The 19,002-nt window shown below is 58.8% G+C and carries 16 protein-coding genes and 1 pseudogene; 11 read left to right on the top strand and 6 right to left on the bottom strand.

The features are described 5' to 3' along the window. Positions 1-205 precede the first annotated feature (205 nt). The 6 genes from bamA to lpxB all read left to right on the top strand — a co-directional run bounded on the left by bamA (position 206) and on the right by lpxB (position 6,300). The gene (gene bamA / locus ACZ1HA_RS07705) at positions 206-2,455 is read left to right on the top strand and encodes an outer membrane protein assembly factor BamA (protein ID WP_472713471.1); all 2,250 of its coding nucleotides are present in this window, start codon (positions 206-208) and stop codon (positions 2,453-2,455) included. Positions 2,456-2,468: 13 nt separating this feature from the next. Further along, positions 2,469-3,026, top strand: a complete 558-nt coding sequence (locus ACZ1HA_RS07700; RefSeq protein WP_472713470.1) for an OmpH/Skp family outer membrane protein — start codon at positions 2,469-2,471, stop codon at positions 3,024-3,026. An 83-nt stretch (positions 3,027-3,109) separates the two neighbouring features. Next, positions 3,110-3,565: a 3-hydroxyacyl-ACP dehydratase FabZ gene (fabZ, locus tag ACZ1HA_RS07695; protein ID WP_375227625.1), complete on the top strand. Its 456-nt coding sequence runs from the start codon at positions 3,110-3,112 to the stop codon at positions 3,563-3,565. A 4-nt stretch (positions 3,566-3,569) separates the two neighbouring features. Then, positions 3,570-4,352, top strand: coding sequence for an acyl-ACP--UDP-N-acetylglucosamine O-acyltransferase (lpxA, locus tag ACZ1HA_RS07690; RefSeq protein ID WP_375227626.1), 783 nt, complete (start codon positions 3,570-3,572; stop codon positions 4,350-4,352). Then, complete coding sequence (locus ACZ1HA_RS07685) at positions 4,352-5,143, top strand: LpxI family protein (protein ID WP_472713469.1); 792 nt, start codon at positions 4,352-4,354, stop codon at positions 5,141-5,143. The genes lpxA and ACZ1HA_RS07685 overlap by 1 nt, the downstream gene beginning before the upstream one ends. After that, positions 5,143-6,300, top strand: a complete 1,158-nt coding sequence (gene lpxB, locus ACZ1HA_RS07680) for a lipid-A-disaccharide synthase (RefSeq protein WP_472713468.1) — start codon at positions 5,143-5,145, stop codon at positions 6,298-6,300. Before ACZ1HA_RS07685 ends, lpxB begins: the two co-directional genes overlap by 1 nt. A 50-nt stretch (positions 6,301-6,350) precedes the next feature. Here the strand turns inward: lpxB and mnmA are convergent, their stop codons facing one another. Further along, positions 6,351-7,493, bottom strand: a complete 1,143-nt coding sequence (gene mnmA, locus ACZ1HA_RS07675; RefSeq protein ID WP_472713467.1) for a tRNA 2-thiouridine(34) synthase MnmA — start codon at positions 7,491-7,493, stop codon at positions 6,351-6,353. A gap of 122 nt (positions 7,494-7,615) precedes the next feature. Between mnmA and sciP the strand changes: the two genes are divergently transcribed. The 4 genes and pseudogenes from sciP (at position 7,616) to recG (ending at position 13,054) form a co-directional block, all read left to right on the top strand. Further along, the gene (sciP, locus tag ACZ1HA_RS07670; RefSeq protein ID WP_375227630.1) at positions 7,616-7,894 is read left to right on the top strand and encodes a CtrA inhibitor SciP; all 279 of its coding nucleotides are present in this window, start codon (positions 7,616-7,618) and stop codon (positions 7,892-7,894) included. Between the two features lie 99 nt (positions 7,895-7,993). Then, positions 7,994-8,713, top strand: coding sequence for a response regulator transcription factor CtrA (ctrA, locus tag ACZ1HA_RS07665; protein WP_375230853.1), 720 nt, complete (start codon positions 7,994-7,996; stop codon positions 8,711-8,713). Positions 8,714-9,114: 401 nt separating this feature from the next. Further along, positions 9,115-10,967 (top strand): annotated as a pseudogene (gene ligA / locus ACZ1HA_RS07660) (NAD-dependent DNA ligase LigA). Then, positions 10,964-13,054, top strand: coding sequence for an ATP-dependent DNA helicase RecG (gene recG, locus ACZ1HA_RS07655; RefSeq protein WP_472713466.1), 2,091 nt, complete (start codon positions 10,964-10,966; stop codon positions 13,052-13,054). Before ligA ends, recG begins: the two are co-directional and overlap by 4 nt. 370 nt (positions 13,055-13,424) lie before the next feature. Here recG and ACZ1HA_RS07650 read toward each other — a convergent pair whose 3' ends face one another. Together ACZ1HA_RS07650 and ACZ1HA_RS07645 are read right to left on the bottom strand one after the other, a co-directional pair. After that, positions 13,425-14,819 (bottom strand): methyl-accepting chemotaxis protein, encoded by a 1,395-nt coding sequence (locus tag ACZ1HA_RS07650; RefSeq protein ID WP_472713465.1) that lies wholly within the window; start codon positions 14,817-14,819, stop codon positions 13,425-13,427. Between the two features lie 65 nt (positions 14,820-14,884). Then, positions 14,885-15,337 (bottom strand): iron-sulfur cluster assembly scaffold protein, encoded by a 453-nt coding sequence (locus ACZ1HA_RS07645; protein WP_375227635.1) that lies wholly within the window; start codon positions 15,335-15,337, stop codon positions 14,885-14,887. 101 nt (positions 15,338-15,438) lie between these two features. Here ACZ1HA_RS07645 and hisI point away from each other — a divergent pair, with 101 nt between their 5' ends. Continuing rightward, the gene (gene hisI / locus ACZ1HA_RS07640) at positions 15,439-15,807 is read left to right on the top strand and encodes a phosphoribosyl-AMP cyclohydrolase (RefSeq protein WP_472715302.1); all 369 of its coding nucleotides are present in this window, start codon (positions 15,439-15,441) and stop codon (positions 15,805-15,807) included. Here the strand turns inward: hisI and gluQRS are convergent. From gluQRS to trmFO, 3 genes are read right to left on the bottom strand one after another with little or no spacing between them, the layout of a single operon-like run. Beyond that, the gene (gene gluQRS / locus ACZ1HA_RS07635; RefSeq protein WP_472713464.1) at positions 15,802-16,662 is read right to left on the bottom strand and encodes a tRNA glutamyl-Q(34) synthetase GluQRS; all 861 of its coding nucleotides are present in this window, start codon (positions 16,660-16,662) and stop codon (positions 15,802-15,804) included. The two genes, hisI and gluQRS, sit on opposite strands and share 6 nt — an antisense overlap. Next, entirely contained in the window at positions 16,659-17,273 is a 615-nt protein-coding gene (locus ACZ1HA_RS07630) for a class I SAM-dependent DNA methyltransferase (RefSeq protein ID WP_472713463.1), read from the bottom strand. Before ACZ1HA_RS07630 ends, gluQRS begins: the two co-directional genes overlap by 4 nt. 52 nt (positions 17,274-17,325) lie before the next feature. Beyond that, the gene (gene trmFO / locus ACZ1HA_RS07625) at positions 17,326-18,678 is read right to left on the bottom strand and encodes a methylenetetrahydrofolate--tRNA-(uracil(54)-C(5))-methyltransferase (FADH(2)-oxidizing) TrmFO (RefSeq protein ID WP_472713462.1); all 1,353 of its coding nucleotides are present in this window, start codon (positions 18,676-18,678) and stop codon (positions 17,326-17,328) included. Positions 18,679-19,002 lie beyond the last annotated feature (324 nt).

Here is a 19,002-nt window from a genome sequence, read left to right as displayed (position 1 = left end):
ATATAGTTGTTGCGCGTTTTTAGACCACATAGTTTTGACAACCTCTGGCTTTGCCGGTACTCAGTTAACAATAATGTACTGAGGATCGGGGCAGATCATGACACGGGGCTTTTCGCGGGCGGTTGCCGCCTTTTATGCGTTTGGAACATCAGTCAGACCGGCAGTGGGCGCGGCGCTTTTTTATGTCGTTTTATCAGCGTCCTGGATGGCTGCTCCGCAACCGGTACTTGCCCAGCAGATCACTCTGAATTCGATTGAGATCGAAGGCAACGCACGGGTCGGCGATGCCGCGATCCTGACCCGGGCAGGAATCGCCCGGGGTCAGACTGTGACCGCAGGTGAGCTGAACACGGCATTTCAGGCCCTTATCGATTCCGGATTGTTCGAGACTGTGAACTTTGAGCCGCGAGGCTCGTCACTGCTCATTACGGTGGTCGAATATCCGACGATCAACAGGATCAATTTTGAAGGCAACCGGCGTATCAGCGACGAACAGCTGTCAGCAGCCATCAATTCCAACGAACGCCGTGTTTTCAATCCGTCTCAGGTCGAACGCGATGCGGCCCTGATTGCTGACGCCTATGCGATCGAAGGTCGCCTGTCTGCCCGTGTAACGCCAAAAATCATCCGTCGCTCTGATAACCGGGTGGATCTGGTTTTTGAGGTCTTGGAAGGTGATGTGATCGAGATTGAGCGCCTTAGCTTTGTCGGCAACCGTGTTTACTCTGACCGTCGCCTGCGCCGTGTCCTGGCGACGAAACAGGCCGGTTTGTTCAGGTCATTTGTGCGCAGCGACACACTGATCGAGGATCGCATCGAATTCGACAAACAGGTGCTGCGCGATTTCTACCTGTCACGCGGATATGTGGATTTCCGGACTAATTCCGCCAATGCCGAACTTACTGAGGAGCGCGACGGTTACTTTCTGGTGTTCAATGTTCAGGAAGGTCAACAGTTCCGCATCGGCGAGATTTCGGTGACGAGTGAGCTTACGAATGTGGATTCCGATGAGTACCTCGGCATTGTCGGTATTGATTCAGGCGACGTGTACTCGCCAACATTGATCGAAAATGACATCGCCCGCATGGAGCGCCTGGCGCTGCGGCAGGGCGTGGATTTCCTGCGGGTTGAGCCGCGCGTTTCCCGCGACGAGCGCAATCTGGAACTGGACATTGAGTATGTCCTGAGCCGCGGTCAGCGGGTTTTTGTTGAGCGTATCGACATCGAAGGAAACACTACAACACTGGACCAGGTGATCCGCCGGCAGTTTGACAGCGTTGAAGGCGACCCCTTCAATCCGCGTGAAATCCGCGAAGCCGCAGAACGGATCCGCGCGCTGAACTTCTTTGAGGTTGCCGAAGTGAATGCGCGCGAGGGCTCCACACCGGATCAGGTGATTGTTGATGTGGATGTCGAGGAAAGGCCCACAGGCTCGCTGACTTTCGGTGCCTCATTCTCGAACAATGACGGGATCGGTTTCGCGATCCGTTTCTCCGAGGAAAATTTTCTTGGACGCGGCCAGCGGTTCAGCGCGACTGTTTCGACCGCGGAAGACTCGGATGAATACGGTATAAGATTTGTGGAACCGGCTTTCCTCGGGCGTGATGTGGCCTTTGGCCTGGAACTGGACGTCGCGGAGACAGACAGCTCATTTACGACCTATGACACAGACCGCTTCCTGTTCCGTCCGTCTCTGACCTTCCCGATCGGTGAAAACTCGAGCCTTCAGCTGCGGTACACCTTTGAGGAATCGGAAATGCTCGCGCGCGAAACACCGGTGAACGGTGTGGTTATTGGAAATGAAATTGCCGCAGGTGAACTGGTCAGCAGCGCTCCTGGTTACGTTTTCACTTATGACACGCGCCGCGGCGGGATTGATACAAACTCCGGCTACCTTTTCGAATTTGGTCAGGATTTCTCCGGACTTGGCGGAGACAACAAATTCATCAAGACGACGGCTCGTGTGATCGGCGAAACGCGCGTGTTCAACGAAGAAATCACATTGCGTGCCTCGCTCGAAGGTGGCGCGCTGAGTTTTGGCAGTGGAACCAACCGGGCTGTGGACCGTTTCCTGCTGGACACGAACATTATCCGTGGCTTTGAACCCGGCGGTATCGGGCCGCGCGATCTGTCAGTCTCCGGTGAGGACCCTCTGGGCGGTAACCTTTACCTGGCAGCGCGTTTTGAGGCGGAGTTCCCGCTGGGCCTGCCGGAAGAGCTGGGTATTCAGGGCGGCGTATTCTATGACGTCGGCAATCTCTGGAACCTTTCGGACGTCAACACAGCCGGCGGTAACATCGTTGGCGAGGGTGGTTCCTTCCGCCATGTGGTTGGTTTCTCGATCCTCTGGGACACGCCGGTCGGACCGCTGCGGTTCAACTTCTCTGAAGCGATCAAAAAAGAAGAATTTGACCGCGATCAGACATTTGAACTGACACTCAGCACGTCCTTCTGAGCGGGTGTCTGCGGTGAGACGCAGCATCACTGGTGCAGTGATGGCAGCCCTTGTGCTGCTTGCCGGGGCGGTCACGGCGCAGGAGCGCAGCAGGCTGGATGTAAAGAGCCCGGTGCTCACCATCGATTCTGAGCGCATGTTCGAGGGCAGTGACTTTGGTCGGAACACGGCCGCAGAGTTTGAGGCGCTTGCGGCGCAACTGAGTTCTGAAAACCGGCGGATTGAAGAAGAACTCAGCCAGGAAGAGCGTGACATTACTGAACAGCGCGCAAGCCTGACGCCTCAGGAATTCCGTGAACTTGCGGATGCCTTCGACGCGAAGGTTCAGGAAATTCGCCGCGAGCAGGACATGAAAACGCGCCAGCTCAATACAGACCTTGAGGAACGCAGGCGCCAGTTCCTGAATGCCACTGCACCTGTTCTGGAGCAGTTGATGCGTGAAGCAGGTGCGGGCGTCATTATGGAACGCCGGTCAGTTTTCATCAGTTCGAACTCCATCGACATCACGGATATGGCCATATCACGTCTGAACGAGTTGTTGCCCGACGCCGGCAATGCACCGGAACAGTAGCGCCTGCCGGGTCAGTGTGCTTGCCCCGGATGGGTTGAGTTGCTAGGCATGTTCAAGCCCTTGAGGATAAAAGGACACTTACTATGACCAGCCCGAGCACCGAGGCGGACATTCAGCTTATCCAGCGTATTCTGCCACACCGGTATCCCTTTCTTCTGGTTGACCGCGTGGTCGATATCGACGGAACCCAGTCTGCTCTGGGTCTTAAGAATGTCACCATGAACGAACCGCATTTTCAGGGGCATTTCCCCGGCCTGCCCATCATGCCGGGCGTGACGATCATCGAAGCGATGGCCCAGACTGCGGCGGTCATGGTTGGTGTCACGCTTGAGATGGCGGACAAGGACATGAAGGTGTATTTCATGGCCATCGACAAAGCCAAGTTCCGCCGGAAGGTTGTGCCGGGGGACGTACTGGAAATGCGTGTGACCACCCTGCGTGGCAAACCCGGTGGCAAGGTCTGGCGTTTTGGCGGTGTTGCCAGTGTGGACGGCGAAATGGCGGCGGAATGCGAGTTCACTGCCATGATGGACCTCTGAGCGCATGGGCGGCATTCACCCCAGCGCTGTCGTTGAAGAGGGCGCAAAGATTGATCCGACCGCAACAGTGGGACCGTTCTGCACTGTAGGGCCTCAGGTCACGCTGGGGCCGGGCGTTGAACTGCGCAGCCATGTGGTGGTGACGGGACGCACCATTGTGGGAGAGGACACCGTTATCTTCCCCTTTGCGGTCATCGGAGAAATTCCCCAGGACCTTAAGTTCCGGGGCGAAGCGACTGAACTGGTGATCGGCAAACGTAACCGCATCCGCGAGCATGTCACAATGAACTGTGGCACTGAGGGCGGCGGTGGAGTGACCCGCGTTGGGGATGACGGGCTCTTTATGGCCGGATGCCATATCGCTCACGATGCGATTATCGGTGATCGCTGTATCATCGTAAATTCGGTTGCGATCGCGGGCCATTGTATCCTGGAGGATGACGTGATCGTCGGCGGCCTGTCCGGTGTGCATCAGTTCGTCCGCATCGGACGTGGCGCCATTATCGGAGCCGTGACGATGGTGACCAATGATGTGATCCCCTACGGCCTTGTGCAGGCCCCACGGGGTGAACTGGACGGCCTGAACCTCGTCGGGCTCAAGCGTCGCGGTGTGTCGCGTGCTGATATCACCGCGCTGCGCGCCGCTTTCCAGATGCTGGCTCAGGGCGAAGGGACGTTCCACGACCGCGCGCAGAGGCTGGGCGATGAAACCACAAGTGACTATGTGCGCGAAATCGTCGATTTTGTTCTGGCCGACAGTGGCCGTCACTTTCTGACCCCGCGCTGATGCTGGCGTTGATTGCAGGAAGCGGCGGTCTGCCGGCGGCTGTCGCCGCGGCACAGGACAAGGCACCTGTGGTGTGCGCCCTCGAAGGATTCACGCCTGAGGGCCTTGAAGTGGATCTTCCCTTCCGCCTCGAACGCCTCGGCACCCTGCTGGAGCAGTTGCAGGACAGAGGGGTAACACAGGTCTGTTTCTGTGGCGCTGTTCAGCGACCGGCTGTGGACCCTGCTGCCATTGATGCGGCCACAATGCCGCTGGTCCCTGTGCTCATGCAGGCGATTGCCTCGGGCGATGACGGGGCTCTGCGGGCCGTACTGGGCATCTTTGAAGAGCGCGGATTTACCGTGCGGGGCGCACATGAGCTGGCGCCGGGCATTCTCGCACCCGAGGGTGTTTTGTCTGCCACCTGGCCGGACGATGCGCTTTGCGAAGATGAAAAACGGGGCCGCGAGGTTCTGGCGGCGCTTGCGCCGCTCGATGTGGGCCAGGGCTGCGTTGCTGGCGCAGGGCAGATCTGGGCGGTTGAGACCGTCGGCGGCACCGACCATATGCTCGCAACGTTGCCACCGGCGGTCCGGAAAACACGGGCGCTGCTGATCAAGGCACCAAAAACGGGGCAAGACCTGCGCGTGGACATGCCCGCTGTCGGCCCGGATACGATTGACGCCGTTGTTGCCGCCGGACTGGCAGGGCTGGTGATCGTGGCGGGTCAGACGGTTATGCTGGCGCGCGACGAGACGATCCGGCGGGCGGATGAAGCGGGGCTGGTGCTCTGGTCCCGCGAGCCGAACTGATGCGGGTTTTTATTGTCGCGGGCGAGCCCTCTGGGGATCGTCTTGGCGCTGCTCTGATGGCCGGTCTGAAGGAGCTGCATCCGGACGTCACCTTTGACGGTATAGGCGGCGCCGGCATGCAGGCCGAGGGCCTCGTCTCGCAGTTCCCGATGAAGGAACTCAGCGTGATGGGAATTGCAGAGATTCTGCCAAAGTACCGTGCGCTCAAAGCACGTATCCGCGAAACCGCAGAACAGGTGATCGCTACCCGCCCGGATGTGATGATCACCATCGACAGTCCGGACTTTTCCCTGCGCGTGGCGAAACTGGTCAAAGAATCCTGTGATGTACGGACCGTTCACTATGTAGCACCAACGGTCTGGGCCTGGCGCCCGAAGCGGGCTGCAAAGATGGCGCGCTTCATTGACCATGTTCTGGCACTCTTTCCCTTTGAGCCGCCGCTGATGACGCGCGAAGGTATGGCCTGTGACTTTGTCGGCCATCCTGTCGTAGCAGAACCGCAGGCGACCGAAGCTGAGGCCGCAGCCTTTCGCGCAGACCAGGGCCTGGGAAATGCACCCGTTGCTCTGGTGCTGCCCGGATCGCGTGCAGGTGAGGTTGCCCGTCTGTCGGCGGTGTTTGGTGAGGCTCTGGGTCGGTTCAGCGCGTTGCATCCGGGGCTGCGCATCGTTGTGCCCGCGGCCTCTGCCGTGGCAGAACAGGTGACGGAAGCTGTCCGGAGCTGGCCGGTCGACGCAATTGTTCTGGACCCGCGCGGGCAGGATATTGAAAGCGCTGCGGCAGAAAAACGAGCCGCGTTCCGCGCGGCGGATATCGCGCTGGCGGCATCTGGGACTGTATCCCTTGAACTTGCCGCCGCCCGGACCCCGATGGTCATCGCATACCGCATGCACTGGCTGAGTTTTTATCTGATCCGTCGCATGGCGCTGGTGGATACAGTAACTCTGGTGAATCTTGTGTCCGACACGAGGGTGGTCCCGGACTTCCTCGGGCCAGACTGTACGGCGGAAAAGATTGCAGGCGGGCTTGATGCTGTGCTGCGTGATCCGCATGCGCAGGAAGAGGCCATGGAACTGACGATGCAGCGTCTGGGCGAAGGCGGTGAAGCACCGGGGCTGCGCGCTGCACGCGCCGTGTTGCAGGGTATGCAGGCGTGATCCGAAGGCCAGGCTGCGCCTGACACTATTCCCGGTGCCGGCGCTCAGGATCAGCCTTTGTGGATCCAGCCACCACCAAAGATACGGCTGCCCGACCGGTCATAGAACACACAGGCCTGACCCGGTGACACACCTTCTTCGGGTGTAATCAGTTCGACGGTTGCTTCGGTCGCGCTGATCGGTCGGATAACAGCATCCGTCGGTGGACGGGTTGAGCGGACTTTTACGGCGACGTGCCATTCGTCCTGTGCCGTGAACGCTTCATCTCCGAGCCAGTTGATTTCGCGGACCGGCACAGTGCGTGTCGACAGCATTGCTTTCGGACCCACGATGACCTGTTTTTTGTCTGCATCGAGGCGCACGACATAGAGAGGATCCGCCAGCCCGCCGATACCAAGGCCGCGCCGCTGGCCGATAGTATAGTGAATCACGCCTTCATGCGTGCCCAGCACACGCCCGTCGGCATGTACGATCTCGCCGGGGTCCGCAGCTTCGGGGCGCAGTTTCCGGATCACAGATGCATAGTCCCCATTGGGCACAAAGCAGATGTCCTGGCTGTCCGGTTTGCCTGCCACGCTCAGGTTGTATTTTTCGGCCAGAGCGCGGGTGTCATCCTTGGACGGCAGATGGCCCAGCGGAAAGCGCAGAAAACCGAGCTGGTCCGGAGTTGTGGAGAACAGAAAGTAACTCTGATCGCGTGACGCATCGGCCGCAGTGTGCAGTTCGGGCCCGGAGGCGCCCGTCATCCGCTGGATATAATGGCCGGTGGCCATGCAGTCAGCGTCCAGGTCTTTGGCCATTGCCAGCAGGTCTTTGAACTTTACGCGTTCGTTGCACCGGATGCAGGGCACCGGTGTCGCACCGGCCAGATAGCTGTCTGCGAACTCATCAATAACCGCATCTTTAAAAATGTTCTCATAATCGAGGACGTAATGCGGAAAACCCATCTTTTCGGCAACGCGACGAGCGTCGTGGATATCGATCCCCGCACAGCACGCGCCTTTTTTCGCGAGAGCGGCGCCGTGATCGTAAAGCTGCAGGGTCACACCAACAACGTCATAACCTTCTTCTGACAGCATGGCTGCAACAACAGAACTGTCCACGCCGCCGGACATTGCAACGACGACGCGTGTTTCCGCCGGCGATTTGGCAAAACCAAGCGAATTCAGGGGCTGTTTCTGATCAAGCGGCATGATGCTCTCCGGGACTTATGAGCGAATATAGGAAAATCCTAATTACTCTCAAGAGGGGGCTTCATGGGTCTTTAAGGCCCGGTCGTCAAGGTGCCGCCGAGTAGTAAGAACGAGTAAGTGGTATGTACCTGAAGAAAGTAGATGGACCGAGATCCGTTACGCTGGCTGACGGAAGCGTCATGACGCAGGCCGATCTGCCGCCTGCCAACACCCGCCGCTGGGTCGCGTCGCGCAAGGCCGCCGTCGTGCGCGGGGTTGCTTATGGCCTCATTTCGCAAAGTGACGCGCTCAAGCGATATGCGATCAGTGAAGATGAATTCCACGAATGGGTCCGGGCAGTCTCTGAACATGGTGAGGACGCACTCAAAGCAACAAGTGTACAAAAATATAGACAACCTTAAGTTGTTCACCTATGTTTTTAGCAGACGGTAACGTGTGGTTAACCTTTTTTCGTCAGGGTTAACGGCAGGAACCTACGACCATCCGATGCGGAGAACATGATGCGCGTACTGCTTGTTGAAGACGACCCCACGACCTCGAAAAGCATCGAACTGATGCTGACCCACGCCAATCTGAACGTTTATGCAACAGATCTTGGAGAAGAAGGGATCGATCTGGCCAAGCTGTATGACTACGATCTGATTCTTCTGGACCTCGATCTGCCGGATATGAATGGTCATGAAGTGCTGCGCCAGCTGCGTCTGTCCCGCATCGAAACGCCTATTCTGATCCTCTCCGGCGCAGATGATACAGAAAACAAAATCAAAGGCTTCGGCTTTGGCGCAGACGACTACCTGACCAAACCTTTCCACCGGGAAGAGCTGGTGGCGCGCATCCATGCAATCATCCGCCGCTCTAAAGGACATTCGCAGTCGGTGATCGACACCGGGCGTATTTCCGTGAATCTGGACGCGAAAACAGTCAGCGTGGAAAACAAGACCGTGCATCTGACCGGCAAAGAATATCAGATGCTCGAACTGCTTTCCCTGCGCAAAGGCACGACCCTGACCAAAGAGATGTTCCTCAATCATCTCTACGGCGGGATGGATGAACCGGAACTGAAAATCATTGACGTTTTCATCTGTAAACTGCGCAAAAAGCTTTCTCAGGCCACCGGCGGTGACAATTATATCGAAACGGTCTGGGGCCGTGGGTACGTTCTGCGCGACCCGGATCCGAATGTCGCCGATGACCCGCAGCCTCTAGCTGTTGGCGCCTGATCAGTTCCTAATAATGCAAAACCCGCCGCACAATCCGGCGGGTTTTTTGTTCCGGTCGGCTGAACGAGAATAAACTGGACCATATCAGGCACCGGCCTTATCACGTCAGAGAGTTTGACTGATAAAGGCCCTGTCCCGTGTCCGACCCGGAAATCAGCCGTTTAACCGAAAAAGAAGCCCGTGCAGAACTTAAGAGACTTGCCGCACTTCTTCAGACCGCGAACAATGCCTACTACGTGGAAGATGCACCGCAACTGTCTGATGCGGAATACGACCGGCTCAAACAGCGAAATGCCGGTATCGAGCAAAGGTTTCCGCACCTGAAACGCGGGGACAGCCCGTCCGAACTGGTCGGCGCTGAACCCTCGGAAGCATTCTCAAAAATAACGCATGCTGTCCCGATGCTGTCGCTGGGGAATGCTTTTACGGACGAAGATGTCACTGACTTTCTGCAACGTAACCGAAAATACCTTGGGCTTGCGGCGGATGTCCCGATGCCTGTGTCTGCGGAGCCGAAAATTGATGGGTTGTCGCTTTCTTTGCGTTACAGAGACGGTGTTCTGGAGCAGGCGGCGACCCGCGGTGATGGTGCCGTGGGTGAAAACGTAACCGCAAATGCCCGGACAATTGGCGATATCCCTCAGAAAATTACAGGGGCACCCTCCATCCTGGAGGTGCGTGGCGAAGTCTATATGTCACACGCCGATTTCGCCGACCTGAACGAACGTCAGACAGCGTCCGGTGGAAAGGTGTTTGCCAACCCGAGGAACGCGGCAGCCGGATCGCTCAGGCAGCTGGATGCCGCGGTCACACGGAGCAGGCCGCTGAGGTTTTTGCCTATGCCTGGGGCGAAGTGTCTGACCCGCTGGCGGCAACGCAGACCGGTGCAATAGCGCGTCTGCAAGCGCTGGGATTTCAGGTAAACCCTCTGACACAGCTTTGCGAAACTGCGGAAGAGTTGATTGACCACTACAGAAGCATCGAGGCACAACGCGCCACACTCGGATATGACATTGATGGCGTCGTTTATAAGGTGAATGACCTGTCGCTCCAGGAAAGGCTTGGGTTCCGTTCGACGACGCCCAGATGGGCGGTCGCCCATAAGTTTCCGGCGGAACTGGCCTGGACACGGCTGGAAGCCATCGACATCCAGGTCGGACGTACAGGCGCTTTGTCACCTGTTGCGCGGCTGGCGCCCGTGACGGTCGGTGGCGTCGTTGTTTCGAACGCAACGCTTCACAACGAAGATTACATCGCGGGCCGGGACAACAAAGGACAGCCCATCCGTGACGGCAAAGACATCCGTCCCGGCGACTGGGTGCAGGTGTACCGTGCCGGCGACGTGATCCCGAAAATTGCCGATGTGGATCTGTCAAAGCGCCCGGCCGATGCGAAGCCCTTCGTCTTTCCTGTCAGGTGCCCGGAATGTGACAGCGACGCTGTGCGCGACGAGGGAGATGCCGTCCGGCGCTGCACCGGCGGGTTGATCTGCCCTGCACAGGCCGTTGAAAAGCTCAAACATTTTGTGTCTCGCGCGGCCTTTGACATTGAGGGGCTTGGCGCAAAACAGGTCGAGCAGTTTTATCGCGACGGGTGGATCAGGGAACCTGCGGACATTTTCCATCTGCGGGAAAGATACGGAACAGGGTTGCAGCAATTGCGAAACCGCGAGGGTTGGGGTGAAAAATCTGCTGCCAATCTCTTCGATGCTATTGATGAAAAACGCTCGATCCCGCTGTCCCGGCTGGTCTTCTCACTGGGCATCCGGCACGTGGGAGAAGCTGCATCTGCTCTTGTTGCCCAGCATTTCGGCAACTGGGACGCGTTGCTGGAAGGCACAACCAAGGCAGTGGACCTTACAGGGTCGGCTTGGGACGAGCTGAACTCAGTTGATGGAATTGGTGCAGTGATGGCCGGATCACTGGTGACTGCGTTCAATCAGCCCTCTGAACGGGCATCAATCGAACGGCTCGCCGAACAGTTGACCGTTTTACCTGCGGAGCGCCCGGCAACTTCTGACAGCCCCGTGGCCGGTAAAACGGTGGTCTTCACCGGAACACTGGAAACCCTGACGCGGGCCGAAGCCAAAGCGCGCGCCGAAAAGCTGGGTGCCAAAGTTTCCGGTTCCGTTTCCGCAAAGACTGACATTCTGGTGGCGGGACCCGGGGCGGGGTCCAAGGCTAAGAAAGCTGCTGATCTTGGCGTGACCATCATGGACGAAGAAGCGTGGCTTGAACTGATCGGAGCTGCATGAGCGGACGTCCCGAAATTCTGTTTCCGCTTTTTGCGGGCACCGAAACGCTGGCCGGCATCGGGCCCCGCACAGCCGCGCACCTGCAGACGATCGGCGTGTCGACGCCACGGGATCTTCTGATGACGCTGCCTTATTCCGGCATCGACAGACGCCCTCGTGACACTGTTTCCGGTGCTGTTCTGCCGGGTGTTCTGACAGTTCGCGTCCGTGTTGGTACCCACCTGCCGGCGCGCACGAAAGGCGGTGCCTACCGCATCAACGTGGCTGATGCAGAAACCGGGTTTCAGCTCGTGTTCTTTCATGCCCGCCCGGATTACCTGTTGAAGGTTCTGCCTGAAGGTTCAGAGCGCCTCGTGTCCGGAAAGACCGAAGTGTTCGACGGAATGCCGCAGATGGTGCATCCGGATTTCATCGTTGCGCCCGATGCAGCATCCGAAATGCCGTTGTATGAACCTGTCTATCCGCTGACGTCAGGCGTCACACAAAAAGTGATGTACCGTGCGACGCGCGATGCATTGGGGCGTTTTCCAACAGCGGGCGAGTGGATAGATCCCTCGCAGATGGATACCAGCGGATGGCCCGACTTTGGCGACGCTCTGATGCGGGCCCATACGCCGCAGTCTGATGTTGACCTTCAGCTGACCGCACCTGCGCGAGAGCGACTGGCCTATGATGAAATGTTCGCTCATCAGATCACACTCGCACTGGCGCGCGCACGGGACCGGCGGCGTCCGGGCCGGATCACCGATGGAAACGGAGAACGCCAGACGCGGGTTTTGAAGTCGCTTCCGTATGAACCAACCGCAGCGCAGTCGCGTGCCGTGGCGGAAATCAATGCGGATCTTGCGGCGCCGCAAAGGATGAACCGCCTGCTGCAGGGCGACGTGGGGGCCGGGAAGACGATCGTCGCCTTTCTCGCATTGCTCCGGGCCGTCGAGGCAGGCGGGCAGGGCGTGATGATGGCGCCCACAGAAATCCTGGCGCGCCAGCACCTGGAAAGCCTTGTCGAAATGGCTGAAACGGCCGGGGTTGCAATCGACATTCTGACCGGTCGCGACAAAGGCGCGGAACGCCGACGCAAGCTTGAGGCGCTGGCCAGCGGCGCTATCCAGATCCTGCTGGGGACTCATGCGGTTTTTCAGACCGACGTGATTTTCAACAATCTCAGAGTGGCTGTGATTGATGAGCAGCACCGGTTTGGCGTGCGCCAGAGGCTCGAACTGGGCAAAAAAGGCGATGCTGTTGATGTTCTGGTGATGACGGCCACGCCGATCCCGCGCTCTCTGGCGCTGGCGCAATATGGGGACATGGACGTTTCTGTGCTGGATGAAAAACCGCCCGGGCGCAAACCGGTACGGACGGTAATGATCAGCGATACAAGGCTGGACGAGGTGACCGAAAGGCTGCGCCAGGCAATTGCCGACGGGCGTCAGTGTTACTGGGTTTGCCCGCTCGTTGAAGAAAGCGAAGCGGTCGATCTTACTGCCGCCGAGGCCCGTTACCGCATGTTGCGTGCGGCACTTGGCGAAGGAAATGTCGGTCTTGTTCATGGCCAGATGCCGGCGCAGGACAAAGACGCGGCCATGCGGCTGTTTCAGTCCGGCGACACGCGGGTACTCGTTGCCACCACGGTCATCGAAGTTGGTGTGAATGTGCCCGCGGCCAGCATTATGGTGATTGAGCGGGCAGAGATCTTCGGGCTCGCTCAGCTGCATCAGCTGCGGGGCAGGGTCGGGCGTGGTACAGCTGAATCGACCTGTCTGCTCATGTATCATCCACCCTTGTCCGACAGTGCTCAGCGGCGGCTGGAAGTGCTTAGGGAAACCGAAGATGGCTTTGTTATTGCGGAAACGGACCTGCAGATGCGTGGTGCGGGCGATGTGATCGGCACAGCTCAGTCCGGCGTGCCGAAATTTCGCATTGCCGATCCGGAACGTCAGGCTGGTCTCATGGCAACAGCGCAGTCAGATGCCCGGCGTCTGTTGCATGATGATCCCACTCTCACATCACCGCGGGGGCAGGCGGCACGGGTGTTGCTCTGGCTCATGAGTAAGGAGGAGGCGATCCGGCTTATCACAGTCGGGTAGCTTTTTGTTCACAAAAGTTCTTATTTAGTTCTTTACAGAGGGTTAAAATTATGAGAACAAATAGGCAACAAAGGAGGTGAGCGATGGCAACATTCAACTTTATCCGCTCGGTTGCAACACGGTCGCAGAGCACACTTGCTAAGGATGCCGCAGGTGCCGCTGCATTGGTTGTTATGCTGCTTGTCGGGCTCCATCTCCCTGGTTTTTTCTGAATTCTGCCTGCGATTTCATGCCGGCCGGGGCACCTGCGCTGTCCCCAATTGTGCGGGGGATTTTTACTGCCTTGTTCCTGATCCCCTTGCTCCCGCCGGATCCCACATGAAAGACGCTTTTACTGTGCCGCCGTCCTGCCGGACGTGCGGCACTTTTTTCAGAAGGTATAGGCGAGGCGCAGACCGCCCCAATGTCGTCCTTTGACGGTGATGGGCGCAGACAGGTCCTTCATCATGCAGAATTCGCCGCCACCCATGTCCCGGCGATACACCTGCAACAAAAAGGGCTCGCGGTTCCGGCCTGCCTTGAGGCCCACACGGTCATCAAAAATACGACGGTTCCGGGAGTTGGCAGTGTTCCATACAGGATCGTTACCGGGTGTCTGCGAAAACTTGGTATTGTGCGTCGGCAGATAGCCGTTTTCATCCACTGCAGCGCAGAAGACGATCTTTTTGTCGAATGCGAGTGCGGGTTCCTGGATGGGCGGCAACAGCTCATCCAGCAGATCAACGGCCTTGGTGCTGAACTGTTCGGGATTCGTGCCCGCTATCGTCCGGTAGTTGCGGTCAAAGAGCTGTTCCATCGTGGTGCGGCCGGAATCTATGGCTTCCTCCAGCGTATCGCTGATCCGTCGGGACAGGCTCTGGACCTGTGCAATGAACGCGCCGTCAGCGGATGACTTGTTCAGCATCGCAGTCGACTGGACAATGGTTTCTGAGGTGTCGATGAGGCGCAGAATACGCTCATGTGTCCGCTCGATACCGGATGTGGTGCTTTCCACGGCGTCGCCGATCCCGGAAAGAGCCGGGCGGAATTCCGTCATGGCGTTTTCGACACGCCCTGTCTGGCCGGCGATCCGCTGAGCCTGTTTGTCTGCGGCTGTGATGGACTTTTCAATGCGGGACAGGGCGGAATCCGTGCCATCCGCGTTTTCGAGAACATGAGCTGCCTTTTCGGCGATGTCGCCTGCCTCGCCACGCAGATCACCGATCCAGCCCGTCAGCGATTCGATATTTGAAGAAATCTGTACTGCAGCATCACGCGTCTGCTGTGAGAGTGCATTGATGGCCTCAGCAACCACGGCAAAACCACGGCCCGCATCCCCTGCGCGCGCGGCCTCGATCTTGGCATTGATCGCAAGCGTGTTCACCTGGGTGGCAATGCTGGCAATCTGCTGGTTGTTGGTGCGTACGGCCGTGATCGTATCGCTCACGGATTCTGTCCGGTCGGCGAGCGCGTGCACCCATTCGGCAACGCTCCGGGTCTTTTCGCTGGTGGCGCGCACAAGGCCGGCGGATGTCTGCACTTCACGGGCGGTTTCGCTGGTGCGCTCAGCCATTGTGTCGACCGCTTCCTGCACGTCAGAGTTCGCCTGGGTCATGTCTGCTGCCCGGTCGTTCAGCACCCTCAGGCAACTGCGCTGCGACTTTGCGTGCTCTTCCACAAGGTCCAGAAAGCCGGCGATGTCGACGATCTCATACCCGATGGCTGCAGCAGCCTCGGACAACCTCCGGCTCTGTTCGGGCGTTGTAATCTGCTGATGTACGGTCATGGCTCCCCGCGAATTGCCTGGGATTCGTGATGACACAATTTTACTTAAAAATGGCTAATGCCGGATCAGGCGCAGTCAGACTGCAGTGCCTGGGCCATTGCCTCGGCAGTTGCCTCAATGCTCAGCAGAATGGATGCATGCCTGTTTTTATAGTCTTTGGCCGGTTCCAGGACGCGAAACCCGTCAAAAGGAGCAGACGGTACGGGGCCGTTCTCCTTCAGCATCATGCGCAGTTCGTCGCGCGCCTGTTCGATTTCCGGAAGGCTCCTGCCTACCACAGCACTGCCTGTCACAGCGGCTGCTGCCTGCCCCAGGGCGCAGGCTTTGACGTCCTGCCCAAAAGCACTGATCCGGCCATCGGTCACCGACAGATCCACCGTCACGGATGAGCCACACAGCGGAGACCGCCGCCGTACCGTAGCCATCGGGGCGTCCAGACGCTCAAGATGCGGGATATCTGAGGCCAGGGCGAGGATCTGGCCGGAATAAAGTTTAATCAGATCAGTATCTGTGGACATCGGACGCCTTTGAGGTTTTCCTTGCTCTTCGCTCTTTATACATAGGGGGCGCCAGGCGGATGCAAAAGGACTTTCTGATGCGCGAAGAAGTGCGGGATGATGTGCCGTTCGATGCGGCAACGCTCAAATATGATGACGCCGGGCTGATCCCGGCAATTGCGCAGGACGAAGCGACGGGCGAGGTTCTGATGATGGCCTGGATGAATGCGGAAAGCATCGCGCGCAGTTTTGAAACCGGGCGTGTCACCTACTGGAGCCGGTCGCGCCAGTCCTTCTGGGCCAAGGGGGAGACCAGCGGAAACATTCAGGAACTGGTCGGGTTCCGCGTGGACTGCGACCGCGACTGCCTGTTGTTACAGGTGCGCCAGACCGGCCCGGCCTGTCACACCGGCCGCCGCAGCTGTTTTTACACAGATGTGCAGGACGGGATGGAAGTGATCACGAGCGAACCGGAAGACGGCCACTCATAGCCCCACCATTCTGCGGATGTCCTCCGCTGACGCGCCTTCGCTGCGAAAGAGTGCGATGGATCTGGCGTCATCGCGTTTGGCGAGCCGTTTTCCATCGGAATCACGGATCAGCCGGTGGTGATGATAGACGGGCGTCGGCAGGCCCAGCAGGTGCTGAAGCACGACATGGATGATGGTTGCGTCGAAGAGGTCTTCGCCGCGAACAACATGGGTGACCTTCTGGTCTGCATCGTCCAGCACGACGGACAGGTGGTAAGACGTTTCCATGTCACGGCGGCACAGCACGATATCGCCGATGCGGGACGGCAGTTCCCGGGGCTCAAAACGAATGTGCTCTGCCGCACCACTGCGGCCCGTTTCGGTGAATGACATTCGGGGCGGCAAAAGTGCGATCGCAGCCTTCAGGTCCAGGCGCAGTGCCGTTTTGTCGGGCAGGGGCGCGCCGGGGTCCCGCGGCAGCGCATGACAGGTTCCGGGATAGATCAGCCCGTCCGGCCCGGTCAGTGGGGCGCCCTCCTGCGGTGCCGACACAGCCTGCTGGATATCGCGCCTGTTGCAAAAGCAGGGATACAGCAGACCGCGCGCCCAGAGACCGGCCAGCGCATCGCGGTAAATACCCATCCGCTGTGACTGCCGCATCACCGGTGTTTCCCAAGAGATCCCGAGACAGGTCAGGTCGTCATAAATCCGGTCTTCCCATTCCATACGGGCGCGGCTCTGGTCAATGTCTTCGATCCGCAACAGAAAACGCCCCGCATTCCGCACGGCCATATCCTGCGCCACCAGCGCGGAATACGCGTGGCCAAGATGAAGGGGGCCGGTCGGTGATGGTGCAAAGCGTGTGGTGAAAGTCACACTTTTTCAACAACATACACGTTGGACTTAAGGTCAATACCGGGCAGGTGCGGCCCATGTTCCCGGAACAGCAGCGTGGCTGCTCCGCAATCCACCCATTCACATAACGCTGCCTCATACGCCGGGTCTTCGAGCGCGTGATCGTTATAGGAAAAGACCAGCTTTCCACCCGGGGCCAGCGCATTCATCAGCACGTGAAACATGCTTACCGGCGCGGCACCCGCTCCGATCACACCGATGGCCGCAATGGCGGAATAGGCTCCGGGCGCGAATGCCAAGGTGCCGTCCGCATCGATGCGGTTCAGGCTGCGATAAATGCCCTTCTGCGTGGCCTGGTCGATCATTTCCTGCGACAGATCAAGGCCATCAATGGTCTGAAACCCGGCGGCAGTCAGTGCATCGCCGGAGAGACCGGTGCCACAGCCGAAATCCAGAACGGGTGCCGTGAAATCGTCGGTAAGAGAGGCGAGAGCCGCAGCACAGCGGCCCGGGGTCGCATAGCCCTGACCTGTGACTTCACTGTCATAGCTGCCCGACCAGTCATCATAGAGCTTGCGTGTCGATGCCGCATCGCGTGCGTCATAGACTTTGTCCAAAAAGGTATCTGTCATACCGGCGGATTATAACGGGGCCGCCCCGCGAGTGTCCAGACAGGGCCCCGCGTCAGGCAGGGGTCAGCTCGCCCTGCAACCAGCCTTTCCAGTCCGTTTTCGCACGGTCCGTATAGGCTTTGTACCGGTCTTTGCGGCCACGGCGTCCGCCCCGCAAGCCCTCAACTGGCGGGAAAAGCCCGAAGTTGACATTCATCGGCTGGAAGGTCTTCGCCTCTGCACCACCGGAGATATGCGTGATCAGAGCGCCTGTTGCCGTGGTTGCAGGCGGCGTGTCAAGGCTGTGTCCCTGCAGTTCCGCCGCCGCCAGACGCCCGGCCAGCAGCCCCATCGCCGCGGATTCGACATATCCCTCAACGCCCGTGATCTGCCCGGCAAATCGGACGTTGGGGCGGCTGCGCAGACGCATCTGGCCATCCAGCAGCGTCGGCGAATTCAGGAAAGTATTTCTATGAATGCCGCCAAGACGGGCGAAGCTGGCGTTTTCGAGTCCTGGAATTGTTTTGAAAACATCAGTTTGCGCGCCGTACTTCATCTTCGTCTGAAAGCCCACGATATTGTAAAGCGTGCCGAGTTTGTTATCACGGCGCAGCTGTACGACAGCCCAGGGCTTGTCATCCGGCGCATGCGGGTTGGTCAGGCCCACAGGTTTCATGGGGCCGAACCTCAGCGTTTCGCGCCCGCGCTCGGCCATTACCTCAATCGGCAGGCAGCCGTCGAAGTATCCGGCGGTTTCGCCTTCGTGAAATTCAGTCTTATCCGCAGCCAGCAGCGCGTCGATAAACGCCTCGTATTGTTCACGGCTCATCGGACAGTTGAGATATGCGGTGCGCTCTTCTTCGGTGTCGCCCTTGTCATAGCGGGACTGCATCCAGGCCCGGCTCATATCGATGCTGTCAAAGTAGACAATCGGCGCAATGGCATCAAAAAAGGCCAGCGCTTCGGCGCCTGTTTCCGCAGCGATGGCGTCGCCAAGCGCGGAGGACGTAAGCGGGCCTGTCGCAATAATCCATGACCCGTCGTCGGGCAGTGATGTGATCTCACCGTATTCGATGCGGATGTTCGGGTGCGCGCTGAGCGCATCCGTCACGGACTGGGCAAAAGGATCACGGTCGACCGCAAGTGCGCCACCCGCCGGCAGGCGGTGCCTGTCCGCCGTGCCGATAATCAGACCACCGGCTTCGCGCATTTCCCAGTGCAACAGGCCAACGGCGTTCTGTTCGTGATCGTCAGACCGGAATGAATTGGAACAGACCATCTCACCCAAAAGCCCGGTCTGATGCGCGAATGTGCCAACAGCCGGGCGCATTTCGTGCAGAACCACGCTGACGCCAAGGTTTGCGGCCTGCCAGGCGGCCTCGGACCCGGCCATACCGCCGCCGATGATGTGGAGTTCCTCTGTCATGCCCGCCATGTAGGGCAGGCCGGACGTTTGCGCAACACGGGCTTTGTGCGTGACGTCGGATGTGCAGGAGAAAAGCCGGTTTTTGGGGTCGCCGCGGCGGGCATGTCGGTCAGTGAGAGGCTGACCCGGAGGGACCTTCCGCAGAACGGCGACCCAAAATCGGCAGAAGGCGTCATCACCTTCGCCTCATAAGTGTCACATTCGTGCCCGATTTATAAGAGGCCAAACCGGAAACGGACCTGCGCGGATCCGGAAACAATGACGCAGGGTCACAGGTTCTGTCGCTTGCCGCAGCGTCAAAACCCTGCAAATTTCCCGCAAAGC

The organism is Roseobacter sp. S87, from assembly GCF_055693285.1.
The sequence above is the reverse complement of the archived record's forward strand: the minus strand, read 5'-3'. Positions and strand labels throughout refer to the sequence as shown.